Raw genomic sequence first — 16,143 nt, 5'->3', positions numbered from 1 at the left:
CGCAAACGATTCAGCCGATCGCGATGGCCTCGCCACCGCCTGCGACGCTCGCCGCAAGCCGGGCGCGGGCCTGGGTGAACAGCCCCATTTCGTACAGCGCCTGGGCCTCGCGACCGAACCATTCGACCTCGCCGCCGAATCGGATCCGTGCAGCGACGCAGAGCGCCACGCGGACTTCCCAGGAGGTGCCCGCCGCGAGGATCGCGGCCCGGACTGCCTTGCGACTGGCGCGCCCGCCGAGCATGTCCGAAGGCAAACGCACCGTCAGCGCACGGGCGCGCCACGGGGCGATCTCGCCGAGATCGGCGTAGTCGCTGGCCAGCACGGGATCACGCAGCGTCTCGAGAAAGGCGACATGCAGAGGATGGGTGACATCGGTCAGCGCGGAATCGTCGTCGAAGCGGAAGCGGATCGCGCCGAGCCCGCGCGATTCGGCGTAGCGCACCATTGCCGCCATCTCGTGGAAGCTCGCCGGACCAATGATGGCTTCACGGAGCAGTTCGGCCAGCACCGGGTCGTAGCGCGTCGCCGGCTGGAACCCGCCGGTTGATCCCCGTATCATGCTGCCCAAATACGCCATGCCCGCTCCTCCCGCTGCTATCCGTTCATTGTAGGACGGCAGCAGGGCACGCGGACGCACTAGGCAAAATTTGCCGGGTTATTCCGCGGCGATCGACCCGAAATCGAGATGCGCCTGCGCGACCGGCGCGAAGCTGCGGCGGTGGTGCGGCGTCGGGCCCAGTGCGCGCAGCGCCTCCTGATGCGCCTTGCCGCCATAGCCCTTATTCGACGCCCAGCCATAGCCGGGGAACTGCGCGTCCAGTTCTACCATCATGCAGTCGCGGCGATGCTTGGCGACGATCGAGGCCGCAGCGATCGAAAGGCACAGCGCGTCGCCGCTGACCACCGCCTCGCTGCGATGGTCCCATTTGGGGCAGCGATTGCCGTCGACCAGCACGAAGGCCGGGGGGAAGCCCAGCGATTCCACCGCGCGCGTCATCGCCAGCATCGTCGCCCAGAGGATGTTCAGCCGGTCGATCTCCTCGACGCTGGCGATCCCCACCCCAACCTTGGCGCAGGCGAGCAGTTCCTCGCACAGCCGCGCCCGCTTGGCGGCGGTCAGCGCCTTGGAATCGTTGATGCCTTCAGGGATGCAATCCGGGTCCAGCACCACCGCGGCGGCAACCACCGGCCCGGCCAGCGGACCGCGCCCGGCCTCGTCCACCCCGGCGATCGGGCCGGAATGGAGCTGGAAATAGCGGGTCTCGTACGAAAGATCAGGCATCGTCCTCGATCCGCCATGGCGGAAAGCGGCGCATCTCGCCAGCCTGATAGAGACGAACCGCATTGCCGGCAGGATCGCGCAGCCGTGCTTCGCGCCAGCCCCATTTCTCGTCCCTGGGCTCCTGCTCGAAGCGGAAGCCCTGCTGCTGGAGATAGGCGACCGTCACGTCGAGGTCGCCGCATTCGAAATAGACGACCGGGGCGGTATACGCCTCATCGGTGGCGATCGAGAAGGTCGCGCCGCCTTCCGTCTCGAACCGGGCATAGCGGGGCGAGGCGCGCACCACCTGCCGCAGCCCGAGCAGCCGGTAGAAGCGCTCGCTGGCGGCGAGGTCCTTGGCCGGCACCGTCACCTGGTTCAGCATCGGCTCGAAGAAACTCATGTTGAGGTCCAGCCGCACCGCCTGCTGCGCCATCGGACCATGGCCGCGCCCCAGCCCCTCGGCCTCGCGCATCGCGATCCGCACGAAGCGGCGCGCCCGGCTCACCGCCTCGGGCAGGTCCCACTCGCAGGCGAGGCCGCAGGCGATGGCGGAGGCGAGCGTGCAGCCGGTGCCATGGTCGTTTTCGGTATCGATCTTGGGGTCGCGCCACTCGATCTGCGGCGGGTCCTCGGGATCGGCCGAATAGAGCGTGTCGACCACCTCTGGGCCGGTGCCGTGCCCGCCCTTCACCAGCACCGCGCAGCGATGCGCCGCGACGATCTCCTGCGGATCGCGGCCGAGCACCTCCAGCTCGGGCAGGTTCGGGGTGATGACGGTCGCGCGGTCCATCAGCCGCTCGAACGCGGCGACGGTCGCCTCGTCGGCGAGCCGGGCGCCGCTGGTAGAGATCATCACCGGATCGAACACCACCGGCACGCCGGGCAGCTCGGCCAGCCGCTCGGCCACCGCGAGCGCGGTGCGGGCGGAGCCGATCATGCCGATCTTCACCGCGTCCACGCCGATGTCGCGCACCACCGAGTCGATCTGCGCGATCACCATGTCGGTCGGCACCGGGTGCACCGCCTGCACGCCCACCGTGTTCTGCGCGGTGATCGCGGTGATCGCGGTCATGGCATGGCCGCCGAGCATGGTGACGGTCTTGATGTCGGCCTGGATCCCGGCGCCGCCGCCGGAATCCGAGCCTGCGATGATCAGCACGCGTGCGCCCATGGCCTTATCCCTTGTGCTTGCGCTCGGTGGATGCCGGATGTCGCTTCAGCGCGTCGCCGACGCGGGCAGGACGATCGAGCAGTTCGCCGCCGCAATTGGGGCAGCGCTCGTCCAGGTCGTCGGCGCATTCGGCGCAGAAGGTGCATTCGAACGAGCAGATGAACGCACCGCCGGCATCGGCGGGGAGGTCGACGCCGCAGCGTTCGCAATCAGGCCGCATTTCCAGCATCGGGCAACCTTCTAGTCTCCTTGCCGCGCGAGGCAAGCACCGCTCAATGCGGCGGGTTGAAGGCGACGATCAGTACCGCGATCAGCAGCGCGCCCAGCCCGCAGAGAAAAGCCTTGTCGGCAATGTCCTCGGTCCGCGTCGCCTCGGGCGAGCGGATCGCGAGATAGGAGAGCAGGCAACTGATGGCGAAGAGCAGGCACGCGCCCATCGCCACCTCGTCCGCAATCGTCTGATCGGCAACCTTGGTCAGCTTGAGGCCGGTGATGATGAGCAGCGCGATGCCGAGCAGGTTCGACGCGGCACCCAGGATGTGGGGGGAGCGATCCATGAAGCTACGCGTCCTCGACGCCTAGCCGATCACCCCGCCGCAACGCGCACCGCATCACACACACGATCGACCACCGCTTCCACCTGCGCCTTGTCGTCGCCTTCGGCCATGACCCGGATCACCGGTTCGGTGCCCGAGGCGCGGATCACCAACCGGCCACGGCCCTTGAGCTCGGCCTCGGCGGCGGCGATCACGTCCTGCACGCGCGCATCCTCCAACGGCTTGCCGCCAGCGAAGCGGACGTTCTTGAGCAGCTGCGGCAGCGGCTCGAACCGGTGGAGCACCTCGCTCGCCGGGGCCCCTGCCCGCACGATCTCGGCCAGCACCTGCAGCGCCGCGACCAGCCCGTCGCCGGTGGTTGCATAGTCGGAGAGGATGATGTGCCCGCTCTGCTCGCCGCCGACATTGTAGCCGGAGCCGCGCATCTTCTCGAGCACATAGCGGTCGCCCACCTTCGTGCGCACAAGCCCCAAGCCCTGCGCGGCGAGATGCCGCTCCAGCCCGAGGTTTGACATCACGGTGGCGACCAGCCCGCCCCCGGCGAGCTTGCCCTGCCGCGCCCAGCCCGTGGCGATCAGCGCCATCAGCTGGTCGCCGTCGATCACCGTGCCGGTCTCGTCGACCACGATCAGCCGGTCGGCATCGCCGTCGAGCGCGATGCCCAGCGCCGCGCCCGAGCCGACCACTGTCTCGCTCAGCACCTGCGGCGCGGTCGAGCCGACGCCGTCGTTGATGTTCTTGCCGTTGGGCGACACGCCGATCGAGACGACCTCCGCGCCCAGCTCCCACAGCGCCGAGGGCGCCACCTGATAGGCCGCGCCATTGGCGCAATCGACCACCACCTTGAGGCCGTCGAGCGTCAGGTCCGAGGGGAAGGTCGACTTGGCGAAATGGATATAGCGGCCGCGCGCGTCCTCGACGCGGCGGGCGCGGCCGATATCGGCAGAGGGCGCCAGCGGTACCTCGCCGTCGATCAGCGCCTCGATCGCCTCTTCATCGGCGTCGGAAAGCTTGAAGCCGTCCGGGCCGAACAGCTTGATGCCGTTGTCGGCATAGGGATTGTGGCTGGCCGAGATCATCACGCCCAGATCGGCTCGCATCGAATGGGTAAGCATCGCCACCGCAGGCGTCGGCATCGGGCCGACCAGCACCACGTCCATGCCGACGCTGGTGAAGCCGGCAACCATCGCGTTTTCCAGCATATAGCCGGAAAGCCGTGTGTCCTTGCCGATCACCACGCGGTGGCGGTGATCGCCGCGGCGGAAGTGCGCGCCAGCGGCCATGCCCACCTTCATCGCCATCCCCGCGGTCATCGGTGCCAGGTTGGTCGCGCCGCGAATGCCGTCGGTGCCGAAATATTTTCTTGCCATGCGTCTCGTTCTCGCGCCCTTGTGGCGTTGTGTGCGTGCTGTGATAGCGGCGAAAACTGCAAAGGGCGAGCATGTCGCAACCTACTCGTATTCTTCTTTCCCTGCTGGCCGGGCTCGCAGTCGGCGCTGCACTGGCGGCCTTTTCGCCGCAATGGGGACTGGCCGCCGCTGCTTGGGCACAACCGGTCGGCCAGGCTTGGCTCAACGGCTTGCAGATGACGATCGTGCCGCTTGTCGTTGCGCTGCTGATCACCGGCGTTACCGCGACGGCGGAAGCCGCCGCCGCCGGGCGGCTCGCCGGCCGGGCGATCGCGCTCTACGTGACGCTGCTGTTCTGCTCGGCGCTGCTCGCCGCGGTGCTGACGCCGCTGTTCCTCAAGATCGCGCCGCTGCCGCAGGAATCCGCCGCCAGCCTGCGCGCCGCGCTGACCGGCGCCGAGAAGATCGGCCCGGTGCCGCCGCTCGGCGAGTTCCTCGCCGCGATCATTCCCGCCAATATCGTCAAGGCAGCAGCCGAAAACGCGTTCCTGTCGCTGATCATCTTCTCGCTGGTCTTCGCCTTCGCGATCACCCGGGTCGCGGCGGAATCGCGCGCGCTGCTCACCAATTTCTTCGTCGCGGTACGCGACGTGATGCTGGTGGTGATCGACTGGGTGCTGTGGATCGGCCCCGTCGGGGTGTTCGCGCTGGCGCTGGTGGTCGGCGCGAAGGCGGGCACCGGTGCGTTCGGCGCGCTGCTCCACTATATCCTGATCGTCTCCTCGGTCGGCCTGGTGTTGACGCTGTTCGCCTACCCCGCCGCCGTTATTGGCGGACGGATCGGCTTCACCCGCATGTTCCGCGCGGCATTGCCCAGTCAGGCGGTGGCGCTCAGCACCCAGTCGTCGCTGGCGACCCTGCCGGTGATGATCGAAGGCGCCGAGGAGGTGGGCGTGCCGGTCGCCGTCTCGGGCGTGACCATGCCGCTCGCCGTGGCGATCTTCCGCTCGACCGGCCCGGCGATGAACTTCGCGGTGGCGATCTATGTCGCCGAGTGGTTCGGCGTGCCGCTCCACCCGACCACGCTGCTCGTCGGCGCGGTCGTCGCGATGCTGACGTCGCTCGGCTCGGTTTCGCTCCCAGGCACGGTGAGCTATGTCAGCGCGATCTCGCCGGTAGCCGCGACGATCGGCGCGCCGATCACGCCGCTAGGGCTGCTCGTCGCGGTGGAAACGCTGCCGGATATCATGCGGACCGTCGGCAACGTCACCTGGGATCTGGCGACGACGATCTGGCTGTCCCGCAAGGCTGAGACGCCGCGCGCGGACACGAATATCGCATCGGTACATTGAGGACGCCTCTTCCCACGCCGCTCCGCTGGATCGCGCTCGCGCTGCTCTCGATGGTGCTGGCGGCGCTGCTCGAGGCGATCGGGCTCTCCGCAGGCCTGTTGCTCGGGCCGATGCTGGCGGGAATCGCCTTCGGCGCCGGCGGATCGGGTCTCGGCCTGCCGCGCTGGAGCTTCCTCTGCGCGCAGGCGGTGATCGGTTGCCTGATCGCGGGCACGCTGTCTGCGGGCATCTTCGGCGCGGTGTTGCACGAATGGCCGCTGTTCCTGGGCGTTACGCTCGCGACGCTGGGGGCGAGTTGCTTCCTTGGCTATTGGCTCAGCCGCTGGCAGGTGCTGCCCGGCACCACCGCGATCTGGGGTTCCATGCCTGGCGCAGCCAGTGCGATGGTGGTGATGGCGGAGGCGTTCGGCGCCGACGTTCGCCTGGTCGCCTTCATGACCTACACGCGGGTGGTCTGCGTGGCGGGAGCCGCTTCGGCGCTCGCGGCAGGACTCGGCGCGCACCATGACGGATCCTGGCTGCATACGCTGATCGCCCCCGCGCCGCTGCTCCCAACGCTGGCGACGCTGGCGGTGGCAGCTGCCGGTGTCGCAGGGGCACTGGCCCTGCGCCTCCCCGCGCCGGCGCTTCTCGGGCCCCTCGCGCTGGGCGTGACGCTGCACCTCGGCGGTATCGTCCGGCTCAGCCTGCCCGAGCCGGTGCTGGCGTGCAGCTACGCGCTGATCGGCTGGCGGATCGGCCTGGCCTTCACGCGCGAAACGCTGCGCTTGGCTGCCCGCGCCCTGCCGCGCGTGCTGCTGTCGGTGGCGATCCTCATCGGCTTTTCGACCGTCCTCGCGCTACTGCTCGCCCGCTTCACGCATGTCGACCTCGTCACCGCCTATCTCGCGGTGAGCCCCGGCGGGCTGGACTCGGTCGCGATCATCGCGACCTCGGTGCCGGTCGACCAGCCCTTCGTGATGGCGATGCAGACGCTGCGCTTCCTCGCCGTGCTCGGCGCCGGCCCCCTGCTCGCGCGCTGGGTTGCGCGGCGCCTGCAGCCGGTTATTTGAGCAGCACCAGCTCCTCGGCCATGGTCGGGTGCAGCGCCACGGTGGCGTCGAACGCGTCCTTGGTCAGCCCCGCCTTCACCGCGACCGCTGCGGCCTGCAGGATCTCCGGCGCGTCCGGGCCGATCATGTGCAGACCCACCACCTTGCCGGTCACCCCGTCGCAGATCATCTTGTAGAGCGAACGCTCCTGGCGTCCGGCGAGCACGTTTTTCATCGCCCGGAAATCCGAGGTGTAGACCTTGACCGAACCGAGCGTGTTGCGCGCCTCGCCCTCGGTCATCCCCACCGATGCGATCGGCGGGTGGCTGAACACCGCGCTTGGGATGCAGTGATAATCGACTTGGTGCGGCTTGCCGCCGAACAGCGTATCCGCGAACACTTGGCCTTCACGGATTGCCACCGGAGTCAGCTGCACGCGATCGGTCACGTCGCCCACGGCGTAGATGCTCTCGACGGTGCTGCGATTGTCGGCATCGACTTTGACCGCGCCACGCTCGTTCAACTGCACGCCCACCGTTTCCAGCCCCAGCCCCTTGGTGTTGGGCACGCGGCCGGTGGCGAACAGCACGCAATCCACCTCGATAGGATCGTGCCCGCTCATCGAGACGAGCAGGCTGCCATCCGCCTGCTTCTCGATCTTCTCGAACTCGGCGAAGAAGCGGAACTCGATACCCTTGGTCATCGAGATCTGGAGGAGCCGGTCGCGGACCTGCGCATCATAGCCGCGCAGGATCACGTCGGTGCGGTTGACCAGCGTCACCTTCGAGCCGAATTCGTTGAAGATCCCGGCGAACTCGTTGGCGATATAGCCGCCGCCGGCGATCAGCACGCGCTTGGGCAGCGTTTCCAGGTGGAAGACTTCGTTCGAGGTGATCCCGTGCTCGCTGCCGGGGAAGCTCGGCACGTGCGGATGCGCGCCGGTGGCGATCAGTATCGTCTTCGCGCTAACCACCTTGCCGCTCGCCAGCGTCACCTCGTTCGGGCCGGTGATGGTCGCGCGCTCGTGGAAGATCGTGACGCCGTTATTCTCCAGCCCCTGGGTGTAGAGGCCGTTGAGCCGGTCGACATCGGCGAGGACGTTGTCCCGCAGCGTCGGCCAGTGGAAATGGCAGTCGGGCACCTCCCAGCCGAAGCGGCGCGCGTCCTTCAGATCCTCGGCAAAATGCGCGCCGAAGATGAGCAGCTTCTTGGGCACGCAACCGCGGATCACGCAGGTGCCGCCGACGCGATACTCCTCCGCTACCGCGACCTTGGCGCCGTACGCCGCCGACATGCGCGAGGCGCGCGTCCCGCCAGAGCCCGCGCCGATCACGAACAGGTCGAAGTCATAGTCGGACATGGAGCACTCCGGAGATGCACCGGCTCGGTCGGCCGGGAGAAAGGGTCGAGGCAAAGATAGGGTGCGGCGCCCGAAAACAAGGGCGCCGTGCGTGGCTCAGCGCTTGCGGACGAACTCCGCGCGCAGGACCAGGCCCTTGATGCCGTCGAACTTGCAGTCGATTTCCTGCGCGTCGCCGGTGAGGCGGATCGACTTGATGAGGGTGCCGCGCTTGAGCGTCTGGCCGGCGCCCTTCACGGTCAGGTCCTTGATCAGCGTGACCTGGTCGCCGTCCTGCAGCAGGTTGCCGACCGAGTCGCGTACTTCCACCGTGTCAGCAGCCGCTGCTTTGGCTGCGGCCTCGGCGGCGGGGATCCACTCCCCGCTCGCCTCGTCGTACACATATTCGTCCTCGCCGCCGCTCATGCGCCGAACGCCCGCTGGATCAGATCGTTGGTGGAGGGATCGAAGTCGAGTCCGCCCTTGTCGGCCGCCTTGGCCATTTCCTTGCCCAGCTCGACACCGAACTGGTCGAACGGATTGATGCCGAGCAGCACCGCGTTCACGAACACGCGGTGCTCGTAAAAGGCGATCAGCGCGCCCAGCGTACGCGGGTCGACGGCGTCGAGCAGCAGCGTCGACGACGGACGATCGCCCGGATAGCTGCGCGCGGGATCTTCATGCCCCTTCCCCGCCATTAGCGCCGCGCCCTGCGCAAACATGTTGAGCAGCAGCTGGCGGTGATGCTCGGGCGCGAGCGCGTCGCCCGCCTCGATCACGCCGACGAATTCGAGCGGCACCAGGTGCGTGCCCTGGTGGAGCAGCTGGAACACCGCATGCTGCGCATCGGTGCCGACGCCGCCCCAGGTGATCGCCGAGGTCGGGTAGGTCACGGGTTCGCCTTCAGCGGTGACGCGCTTGCCGTTCGATTCCATCTCCAGCTGCTGGAGATAGCTCGGCAGCAGCTTCAGCCGCTCGTCATAGGCGAAGGTCGCACGGGTCTCGCAGCCGCGCGTCTGGGTGTAATAGAGGTCGGCGAAGGCCGCGAGCGCGGGCGCGTTCTGCGCGAGATCGGTCAGGCGGAAATGGCGGTCCATCTCGGCCGCGCCTTCCAGCAGTTCCGCAAACGCGTCCCAGCCCAGCGCCAGCGCCGCCGGGAAGCCGATCGAAGACCAGAGCGAATAGCGGCCGCCGACGCTCTCGAAGAAGGGCAGCACGCGCGTCTCGTCGACGCCCCATTCCACCGCCTTGTCGGGCGAGGCGGTGAGCGCCACCACCTGGCCATAGGGATCCTCGACCCCACCCTCGGCCATCCAGGCGAGCGCGCTCTGGGCGTTGAGCATGGTCTCGGTGGTGGTGAAGGTCTTGCTGGCGATCACCAGTAGCGTTGCCTGCGGATCGAACGCGTCCATCGCGTCTTCCAGCGCCACGCCATCGACATTGGAGACGATCGCCACGTCATAGCGGTCCATGTCGCGCCCCAGCGCGTCGACCAGCAGGTCCGGGCCGAGCGCGGAGCCGCCAATGCCGATGTGGAGGATGTGACGGATCGGCCCCAGCGCCTCGGCCTCGATCGCGTCGATCAGCCCGCGCATCCGCTCGTGCTGCGACCGCGCACGGGCGACGCTCTCCGGCGCGCCTTCATAGCGCTCGGCAGTGTGCTCGGCGGCGCGGCCTTCCGTCACGTTGACCACCTCGCCCGCGAACAGCGCGTCGCGCTTGGCGGCGAAGTCCATCTGCTGCGCCAGCGCAGCGAAGGCCGACACGGCCTCGGCCGTCAGATGGGTCTTGGACCAGTCGAAATGGATGCCGGCGACATCGACGCTCAGCCGCGACAGCCGATCGGCGTCGGCAGCGAAGAGGTCGGTGAGCTTGGTCTGGGGAAGGGCTTGGATTGGCGTCCAGTCGGGCAAGGCCATGTTCATCTCCTTGGTGGCAGGGCTCCCCTATCGTCCCGCACCGGCCCATTCCAGCCTCATTCCGCCGCTTGACCTCCCCGTCGCGCCCTAGCAGAGCAGTGCCCATGGAAACGCCCGCCTCCACCGAACCAAGCGCCACGCGCCCCGAAAACGTGCAAGCGCCTGGCGCAAAGCCGGAAAAGCCGAAGTCGGAGTGGCGGGACCTCGCCACCTTCCTGCTCAAGCTGGCGCTGATCGTGTTCGTCGTGCGCAGCTTCATCTTCTCGCCGTTCAGCATTCCGAGCGAGTCGATGCTGCCGCGGCTGCTGATCGGCGACTATCTGTTCATCACCAAATGGAACTACGGCTATTCCAAGCATTCGCTGCCGTGGAGCCTGCCGCTGATCCCGGGCCGTATCCTGCCGCGCGACCCCGCCCGCGGCGACGTGGTGGTGTTCAAGGCGCCGAACCACAATGGCGAGGACTGGATCAAGCGCGTGATCGGCCTGCCCGGCGACACGATCGAGATGGTCAACGGCCAGGTTATCCTCAACGGCAAGCCGGTGCCCAAGCAGCGCATCGCCGATTTCATGCTGCCGATCACGCCCAACTTCACCCATTGCCCGACGCAGTTCCAGACTGCCGACGCCAAGGGCGCGCCGATCTGCCGCATCCCGCAGTTCCGCGAGACGCTGCCCAACGGCAAGCAGTACAACGTGCTCGACCAGGACAATCTGCCGCAGGACAACACCCAGGTGTACACCGTCCCCGCCGGCCATGTGTTCCTGATGGGCGACAACCGCGACAATTCCACCGATAGCCGCTTCCAGCAGCCGCCGTACGGCTCGGGCATCGGCTTCGTGCCGATCGAGAATATCGAAGGCAAGGCAGTGGTGAACTTCTGGTCGACCGACGGTGGCGCCAACTGGCTGCTGCCCTGGACCTGGTTCACCGCGGCGCGGTGGAGCCGGATCGGAGAAGGCTTCTGAGCGTGCCCGATCTGGGCGGCTGGGTCACAAAGACCTTCGGCCGCCCCGCGAAAGACCTGCCCAGCTTCCAGCGCGCGCTGACCCATGGCAGCCAGGCCGCCGGCAACTACCAACGGCTCGAATTTCTCGGCGACCGGGTGCTCGGCCTGATCGTCGCCGAATGGCTGTTCGAGCGGTTTCCGGAGGAGCCGGAAGGCGCGCTCTCGCGTCGGCTGAATTCATTGGTGACTGGCCCCGTCTGCGCCGATGTCGCGCGCGAACTGGGCGTGGTGCCGCACCTTCGCCTCGGCAAGCAGGCGCGCGACGATGGCGCAGCGGACAGCGACAATGTGCTGGGCGACGTGATGGAGGCACTGATCGGCGCCTGGTATCGCGAGGCAGGGCTTGATGCGGCGCGGAGCTTCGTGCGCAAGGCCTGGGGCAATCGGATCGACGAACACGCCAAGGCCCCCAAGCATCCCAAGTCGGCGCTTCAGGAATGGGCGGCCGCGCGCAACCGCCGCCCGCCGGAATATGAGATCGTCGATCGCTCCGGTCCCAACCATGCGCCGCGCTTCACGGTGAAGGTGTCGATCGGCAAGCTCGCCGAAGCCTCGGCCGAGGGCAGCAACAAGCAGGAAGCCGAAACCGCGGCAGCAGCCGCGCTGCTGGCGAAGCTGGGTAATTCCTGATCATTCTAAGCCCCTCCCCTTCAGGGGAGGGGTTGGGGTGGGGCAGTGTCTCACCGAGGCCAACCTTGCTCTGGAATCCCTCCACCCCAAAGCCCCCTCCCAGGAAGAGGGGCTTAAGGAGGGCTTTGCCCCTCGCCCCCATCCCCATTCCCCAGTACAACCGGAACCCATGACCGAACCCACCACCACTCAATCCTGCGGCGTCGTCGCGATCCTCGGCGCGCCGAATGCCGGCAAATCGACGCTGGTCAATGCGCTCGTCGGCCAGAAGGTCGCCATCGTCAGCCCCAAGGCGCAGACCACCCGCGCCCGCGTGATGGGCATCGCCATCGAAGGCGACACCCAGATCATCCTGGTCGACACCCCCGGCATCTTCGAGCCCGAACGCCGGCTGGATCGTGCCATGGTCGCCGCCGCCTGGGACGGCACCGACGGCGCCGATCTCGTCGCGCTTGTCGTCGACGGCAAGGGCGGCATCGGCCCCAAGGTCCATGCGGTGATCGACAGCCTGCGCGGCCGCAAGGGGCGCAAGATCCTGATCCTCAACAAGGTCGACATCGCCGACAAGCCGCGCCTGCTCGGCCATGCCGCCAAGCTCAACGAGGCGCTGGCATTCGACGAGACCTATTTCGTCTCGGCCCAGACCGGCGACGGCGTGCCCGAGCTCAAGGCAGCACTCGCCGGTGCGATGCCGCAGGGCGAGTGGCATTTCCCCGAGGACCAGGTCTCGGATGCCACCGATCGCATGCTCGCCGCCGAAGTGACCCGCGAGCAGCTCTATCTGCAGCTCCATGCCGAGCTGCCCTATGCCAGCGCGATCGAGACCGAGAAGTATAGCGAGCGCGAGGACGGCTCGGTCGAAATCCACCAGCAGATCCTCGTCGCGCGCGACACCCAGCGCGCGATCGTGCTCGGGAAGGGTGGCCAGCGCCTCAAGGAAATCGGCAGCCGCGCCCGCGCCGAGCTGTCGAAGCTGCTCGGCGTGCCGGTGCACCTCTACCTGCACGTCAAGGTCAATCCGAAGTGGGAAGAGGATCGCGGCCTCTACCGCGAGATCGGCCTCGACTGGGTCGACTGAGGAGGCTCTAGCGCAGCGGCACCGGATCGCCCGCGTGCCGCCGCAGCCCTTCGCGCAACCAGAGCAGCCCGCGATCGGCGGCCCTGGCGCGGTTGAACTGGATCATCTCGCGCATCTTCGGCAGCGCGAAGGGCGGCGGCGCCATGGCGAGCGGCAGCTTGTCGAGGAACAGCCGCGCGAGCCGGGCGTGCACCAGCGCGATCCGCATCGTACCGGGCAGCAGCCACGGCACCAGCGTGAACGAGGTCACCGTCACCTCGATTCGCCGCGTGTCCCCCCGCGCCCGCACGAATTGCTCGACAAAGGCCGGCGTGTTGGAGAGTTCGACCACCACATGCCCGGCGGCCTGATAGGCAGCCTCGGTGATCGGCTGCGCGAACAGCGGATTCTCGCGCCAGCCCAGGACGACATGCTCTTCCTCGAACAGCAGTTCCGAAGGGTGGCCGTGCGCCTGGAACTGCTCGGGCGAAATGATGCAATCCACTTCGCCGCGCTCCATCTGTTCGGAGACGTTTGCATGCGGGCCGATCACCGAAAAGCGGATGCCGGGCGCCTGCACCGCCATTTCGGCAAGAAGCGGCTGAACGGCGATCGACGTGACGTAATCCGATGCCGCAATCCGGAACCGACGACGCGAAGTCTGCGGATCGAACAGCGTCGACCCTGAGATCAGCGCCTGCGACGACGCGACGATCTCCGCCACTCGCGGTGCCAGTTCCTGCGCGTGCGGGCTGGGAACCATCTGCTTGCCGTTGGCCACGAGCAGCGGGTCGTTGAACGATTCGCGCAACCGCCGCAGCGCCGCGCTCATTGCCGGTTGAGTGAGGTGCAGCCGCTCGGCGGCGCGCGTGACGCTACGCTCCTCCATCAGCGCGTGGAAGGCGACGAGGAGGTTGAGGTCGAAGCGGTCGAGCCGCACAGGCATAACTCCCGTGATTGAATGATCATCAAATATAACGATTTTGATTTATATCAAATGCGACACATCCTGTCCGCAGCGGTCCGGAGAGCACCGCACGATCAGGAGACAGGATGTGAGACGGGCATGGATGCTCGCCGGCTCGGCCATCGCCCTCGTGGCGGCCAGCGGCGCAGCACGGGCGCAGAGCGACCCACAACCGGCGGCGCAGGACAGCAGCCAGCCGACAATCAGCGAGCAGGGCCTTCAGGAAATCATCGTCACCGCGCAGCGCAAGGCTGAGAATCTGCAGCGCGCGGGCATTCCGGTCGCCGTGGTCACCGGCGAGCAGCTGGTCAGCAAGGGCCTGACCAGCGCCAACGAACTCGGCAATTCGGTACCGTCGTTGAGCGCCCAGCCCCAGGGCGGCGCCAACACCGTGTTCTTCCTGCGCGGCGTCGGCAATTTCACCGTCAACGGCTATAGCGATCCGGCGGTCGCCTTCAATTATGACGGCGTCTATCTCGGCCGCGCCACTTCCACCTCGGGCATCTTCTACGATCTCGAGCGGGTAGAGGTGCTGAAGGGGCCGCAGGGCACGCTCTATGGCCGCAACGCCACGGCGGGCGCGATCAACGTGCTGCCGACCCGCCCGAAGCTCGGCGAAAACAGCGGCTTCGTCACCGCGAGCTACGGCAATTACGACGCGTTCAACGTTCAGGGGGCGGTCAACGTCGCCATGGGCGAGCATGGCGCCATGCGCATTGCCGGCAACGTGGTGAGCCGCAGCGGCTATCAGTCCGATGGCACCAGCGACGAAAAGACCCAGGCGCTGCGCGTCCAGTTCCTGAGCGAACTGGCGCCCGACCTCACCGTGCGCATCGGCGGTGACTATGCGCATAGCGGCGGCAAGGGGCCGGGCTCGACCTATGCGGGGCGGATCGTGTTCAACGGCACCGCCAACCAGTTCGTGCCCGCGGGCCTCAGCGAGGATAGCGGGCTGTTCTCGCCCGAGGCGCAGGCCTATCGCCGGACGCTGTTCAGCGGCCTCGCCGGCCGCACGCTGACGCCGCTCGATGTGCAGCCCTATCTCGACAACAATTATTTCGGCGCCAATGCCGAGATCAGCCTGCGCACCGGCGCCGGCACGCTGACCGTGATCCCGGCCTGGCGCTATTCGAAGCTCGACAACCGCTTCGCCGTGCCGGCCTTCTACGGCAATGTCGCGGAGACCGACGAGCAGAAGAGCCTGGAGGTTCGCTTCGCGGGCAACCGCGTCGGCATCTTCGATTATATCCTCGGCGCCTATTATTTCGACGAGTCGGTCGCGGCGACCTATCTCTATGCCCAGCAGGCGCTGAACGCGTACCAGCAGTTCACCTCGGGCACCAAATCCTATGCCGGGTTCGGCCGGGTCACCGCCAATTTCACCGATCGCCTGCGGCTGATCGGCGGCCTGCGCTACACCAAGGACGACAAGGACTTCAACGGCCGCGCCGACGTGTTCCTCGTCCGCTGCACCGCCGTGGTGCAGGGCCGGCCGAGCTGCCCGAACGCGCCACTGCTGCCGTCGACCGGCCGCTATCAGGACCTGACGTCGCTCGGCTATCCCAGCGTGCCGGACAACCAGGCACGCCCGATCGGCACCACCGGCGCGCTGCTCATCCACGCCGTCACGCCGGTCAACACGCCGCTGTCGAACGATCGCTTCACCTACCATCTCGGCGCCGAGTTCGACGTCGCCCCCCGCTCGCTGCTCTATGCCAATTACGAGACCGGCTATCGCTCGGGCGGCTTCGCGCTGTCGGCCGGGTACGAGACGTTCCAGCCCGAATATATCGACGCCTACACGATCGGCATGAAGAACCGGTTCTTCGACAACCGGCTGCAACTGAACCTCGAGGCGTTCCTGTGGAAGTACCGCAACCAGCAGGTCAACCACACCGGCATCGATCGCAACGGCAACCAGGGCCAGTTCACCGAGAATGTCGGCAAGTCTACCAACAAGGGTGTCGAGGTCGATGCGCAGTTCCTCGCCACGCGCAACACGCTGCTGAGCGTCAACGTCCAGTATCTCGACGCGAAATATGACGACTTCGTCTATCGCGAGCCGATCGGCGCGACGCCGCCGATCACCGGCTGCCCCTACCGCGCCAGCGCCACGGCGGGGCTGTACGACATCGATTGCTCGGGCCGCAGCGCCTATCAGTCGCCGAAATGGACGATGAACCTCGGCGCGCAGCAGACCGTGCCGCTGGGCGACTACAAGATCCTGCTCTCGGGCGACACGCAGTATCGCACCAGCCGCGTGGTCGGGTTCGAATATATGCCGAACCAGATCGTCGGCGCGACCTGGGTGAGCAATGCCCAGATCGCCTTCGGCTCGACCGATGATCGCTGGTCGATCGCTGCCTTCGTCCGCAACATCGAGGACGAACGCTACCAGGCCAGCGCGCAGATCTACAGCGCCGGCTCGGCGGCGCTCGCCGTCTATTCGCCGCCGCGCACCTATGGCGTGCGCGCGACGTCGAAATTCTGAGGAT

At 67.3% G+C, this 16,143-nt stretch carries 16 protein-coding genes; 6 read left to right on the top strand and 10 right to left on the bottom strand.

What is annotated here, in order from left to right:
• Positions 1–10: 10 nt before the first annotated feature.
• The 6 genes from QZ670_RS16185 to glmM all read right to left on the bottom strand — a co-directional run bounded on the left by QZ670_RS16185 (position 11) and on the right by glmM (position 4,365).
• Positions 11–562 carry a hypothetical protein gene (locus tag QZ670_RS16185; protein WP_294257130.1) on the bottom strand — a complete coding sequence of 184 codons (552 nt, stop codon included), beginning with the start codon at positions 560–562 and terminating at the stop codon, positions 11–13.
• Between the two features lie 96 nt (positions 563–658).
• Positions 659–1,285, bottom strand: a complete 627-nt coding sequence (locus QZ670_RS16180) for a ribonuclease HII (RefSeq protein WP_294257128.1) — start codon at positions 1,283–1,285, stop codon at positions 659–661.
• Positions 1,278–2,438 (bottom strand): bifunctional hydroxymethylpyrimidine kinase/phosphomethylpyrimidine kinase, encoded by a 1,161-nt coding sequence (gene thiD, locus QZ670_RS16175; RefSeq protein ID WP_294257127.1) that lies wholly within the window; start codon positions 2,436–2,438, stop codon positions 1,278–1,280. The genes QZ670_RS16180 and thiD overlap by 8 nt, the downstream gene beginning before the upstream one ends.
• Before the next feature lie 4 nt (positions 2,439–2,442).
• Positions 2,443–2,667, bottom strand: coding sequence for a DUF1272 domain-containing protein (locus QZ670_RS16170; protein ID WP_294257126.1), 225 nt, complete (start codon positions 2,665–2,667; stop codon positions 2,443–2,445).
• A 43-nt stretch (positions 2,668–2,710) separates the two neighbouring features.
• Entirely contained in the window at positions 2,711–2,995 is a 285-nt protein-coding gene (locus QZ670_RS16165; RefSeq protein ID WP_294257125.1) for a hypothetical protein, read from the bottom strand.
• 29 nt (positions 2,996–3,024) lie between these two features.
• On the bottom strand, positions 3,025–4,365 hold the full coding sequence (gene glmM / locus QZ670_RS16160; protein WP_294257124.1) for a phosphoglucosamine mutase: 1,341 nt from the start codon (positions 4,363–4,365) through the stop codon (positions 3,025–3,027).
• A gap of 71 nt (positions 4,366–4,436) precedes the next feature.
• Between glmM and QZ670_RS16155 the strand changes: the two genes are divergently transcribed.
• Together QZ670_RS16155 and QZ670_RS16150 are read left to right on the top strand one after the other, a co-directional pair.
• Entirely contained in the window at positions 4,437–5,696 is a 1,260-nt protein-coding gene (locus QZ670_RS16155) for a cation:dicarboxylase symporter family transporter (RefSeq protein WP_294257123.1), read from the top strand.
• Positions 5,693–6,748 carry an AbrB family transcriptional regulator gene (locus QZ670_RS16150; protein WP_294257122.1) on the top strand — a complete coding sequence of 352 codons (1,056 nt, stop codon included), beginning with the start codon at positions 5,693–5,695 and terminating at the stop codon, positions 6,746–6,748. Before QZ670_RS16155 ends, QZ670_RS16150 begins: the two co-directional genes overlap by 4 nt.
• On the opposite strand, the gene gorA is transcribed toward QZ670_RS16150, so the two are convergent.
• The 3 genes from gorA to pgi all read right to left on the bottom strand — a co-directional run bounded on the left by gorA (position 6,741) and on the right by pgi (position 9,985).
• The gene (gene gorA, locus QZ670_RS16145) at positions 6,741–8,087 is read right to left on the bottom strand and encodes a glutathione-disulfide reductase (protein WP_294257121.1); all 1,347 of its coding nucleotides are present in this window, start codon (positions 8,085–8,087) and stop codon (positions 6,741–6,743) included. The genes QZ670_RS16150 and gorA overlap by 8 nt on opposite strands.
• Positions 8,088–8,183: 96 nt before the next feature.
• Positions 8,184–8,492: an alkylphosphonate utilization protein gene (locus tag QZ670_RS16140; RefSeq protein WP_294257120.1), complete on the bottom strand. Its 309-nt coding sequence runs from the start codon at positions 8,490–8,492 to the stop codon at positions 8,184–8,186.
• Positions 8,489–9,985 carry a glucose-6-phosphate isomerase gene (gene pgi, locus QZ670_RS16135; protein ID WP_294257119.1) on the bottom strand — a complete coding sequence of 499 codons (1,497 nt, stop codon included), beginning with the start codon at positions 9,983–9,985 and terminating at the stop codon, positions 8,489–8,491. Before pgi ends, QZ670_RS16140 begins: the two co-directional genes overlap by 4 nt.
• A 104-nt stretch (positions 9,986–10,089) precedes the next feature.
• On the opposite strand from pgi, the gene lepB reads away from it, so the two are divergent.
• The 3 genes from lepB to era all read left to right on the top strand — a co-directional run bounded on the left by lepB (position 10,090) and on the right by era (position 12,702).
• Complete coding sequence (gene lepB, locus QZ670_RS16130; protein ID WP_294257118.1) at positions 10,090–10,953, top strand: signal peptidase I; 864 nt, start codon at positions 10,090–10,092, stop codon at positions 10,951–10,953.
• An 11-nt stretch (positions 10,954–10,964) separates the two neighbouring features.
• Positions 10,965–11,624, top strand: a complete 660-nt coding sequence (gene rnc / locus QZ670_RS16125) for a ribonuclease III (RefSeq protein ID WP_294257365.1) — start codon at positions 10,965–10,967, stop codon at positions 11,622–11,624.
• 169 nt (positions 11,625–11,793) lie between these two features.
• Positions 11,794–12,702, top strand: coding sequence for a GTPase Era (gene era, locus QZ670_RS16120; RefSeq protein WP_294257117.1), 909 nt, complete (start codon positions 11,794–11,796; stop codon positions 12,700–12,702).
• A 7-nt stretch (positions 12,703–12,709) separates the two neighbouring features.
• On the opposite strand, the gene QZ670_RS16115 is transcribed toward era, so the two are convergent.
• The gene (locus tag QZ670_RS16115) at positions 12,710–13,621 is read right to left on the bottom strand and encodes a LysR family transcriptional regulator (RefSeq protein WP_294257116.1); all 912 of its coding nucleotides are present in this window, start codon (positions 13,619–13,621) and stop codon (positions 12,710–12,712) included.
• A 115-nt stretch (positions 13,622–13,736) separates the two neighbouring features.
• Here QZ670_RS16115 and QZ670_RS16110 point away from each other — a divergent pair, with 115 nt between their 5' ends.
• Positions 13,737–16,139: a TonB-dependent receptor gene (locus QZ670_RS16110; RefSeq protein ID WP_294257115.1), complete on the top strand. Its 2,403-nt coding sequence runs from the start codon at positions 13,737–13,739 to the stop codon at positions 16,137–16,139.
• The last annotated feature ends 4 nt before the right edge of the window (positions 16,140–16,143 follow it).

The sequence above is a fragment of the uncultured Sphingomonas sp. genome (assembly GCF_913774285.1).
GTDB lineage: Bacteria > Pseudomonadota > Alphaproteobacteria > Sphingomonadales > Sphingomonadaceae > Sphingomonas.
Note: the sequence above shows the minus strand (reverse complement) of the source record. Positions and strands in the feature narration are given on the sequence as shown.

What these genes read in the sequence shown, in the direction of transcription:
- QZ670_RS16165 (WP_294257125.1), bottom strand. Translation starts at nt 2,995, where the DNA reads ATGGATCGCTCCCCCCACATCCTGGGTGCCGCGTCGAACCTGCTCGGC.
- glmM (WP_294257124.1), bottom strand. Translation starts at nt 4,365, where the DNA reads ATGGCAAGAAAATATTTCGGCACCGACGGCATTCGCGGCGCGACCAAC.
- QZ670_RS16185 (WP_294257130.1), bottom strand. Translation starts at nt 562, where the DNA reads ATGATACGGGGATCAACCGGCGGGTTCCAGCCGGCGACGCGCTACGAC.
- thiD (WP_294257127.1), bottom strand. Translation starts at nt 2,438, where the DNA reads ATGGGCGCACGCGTGCTGATCATCGCAGGCTCGGATTCCGGCGGCGGC.
- lepB (WP_294257118.1), top strand. Translation starts at nt 10,090, where the DNA reads ATGGAAACGCCCGCCTCCACCGAACCAAGCGCCACGCGCCCCGAAAAC.
- era (WP_294257117.1), top strand. Translation starts at nt 11,794, where the DNA reads ATGACCGAACCCACCACCACTCAATCCTGCGGCGTCGTCGCGATCCTC.
- QZ670_RS16180 (WP_294257128.1), bottom strand. Translation starts at nt 1,285, where the DNA reads ATGCCTGATCTTTCGTACGAGACCCGCTATTTCCAGCTCCATTCCGGC.
- QZ670_RS16140 (WP_294257120.1), bottom strand. Translation starts at nt 8,492, where the DNA reads ATGAGCGGCGGCGAGGACGAATATGTGTACGACGAGGCGAGCGGGGAG.
- gorA (WP_294257121.1), bottom strand. Translation starts at nt 8,087, where the DNA reads ATGTCCGACTATGACTTCGACCTGTTCGTGATCGGCGCGGGCTCTGGC.
- QZ670_RS16170 (WP_294257126.1), bottom strand. Translation starts at nt 2,667, where the DNA reads ATGCTGGAAATGCGGCCTGATTGCGAACGCTGCGGCGTCGACCTCCCC.
- pgi (WP_294257119.1), bottom strand. Translation starts at nt 9,985, where the DNA reads ATGGCCTTGCCCGACTGGACGCCAATCCAAGCCCTTCCCCAGACCAAG.
- QZ670_RS16155 (WP_294257123.1), top strand. Translation starts at nt 4,437, where the DNA reads ATGTCGCAACCTACTCGTATTCTTCTTTCCCTGCTGGCCGGGCTCGCA.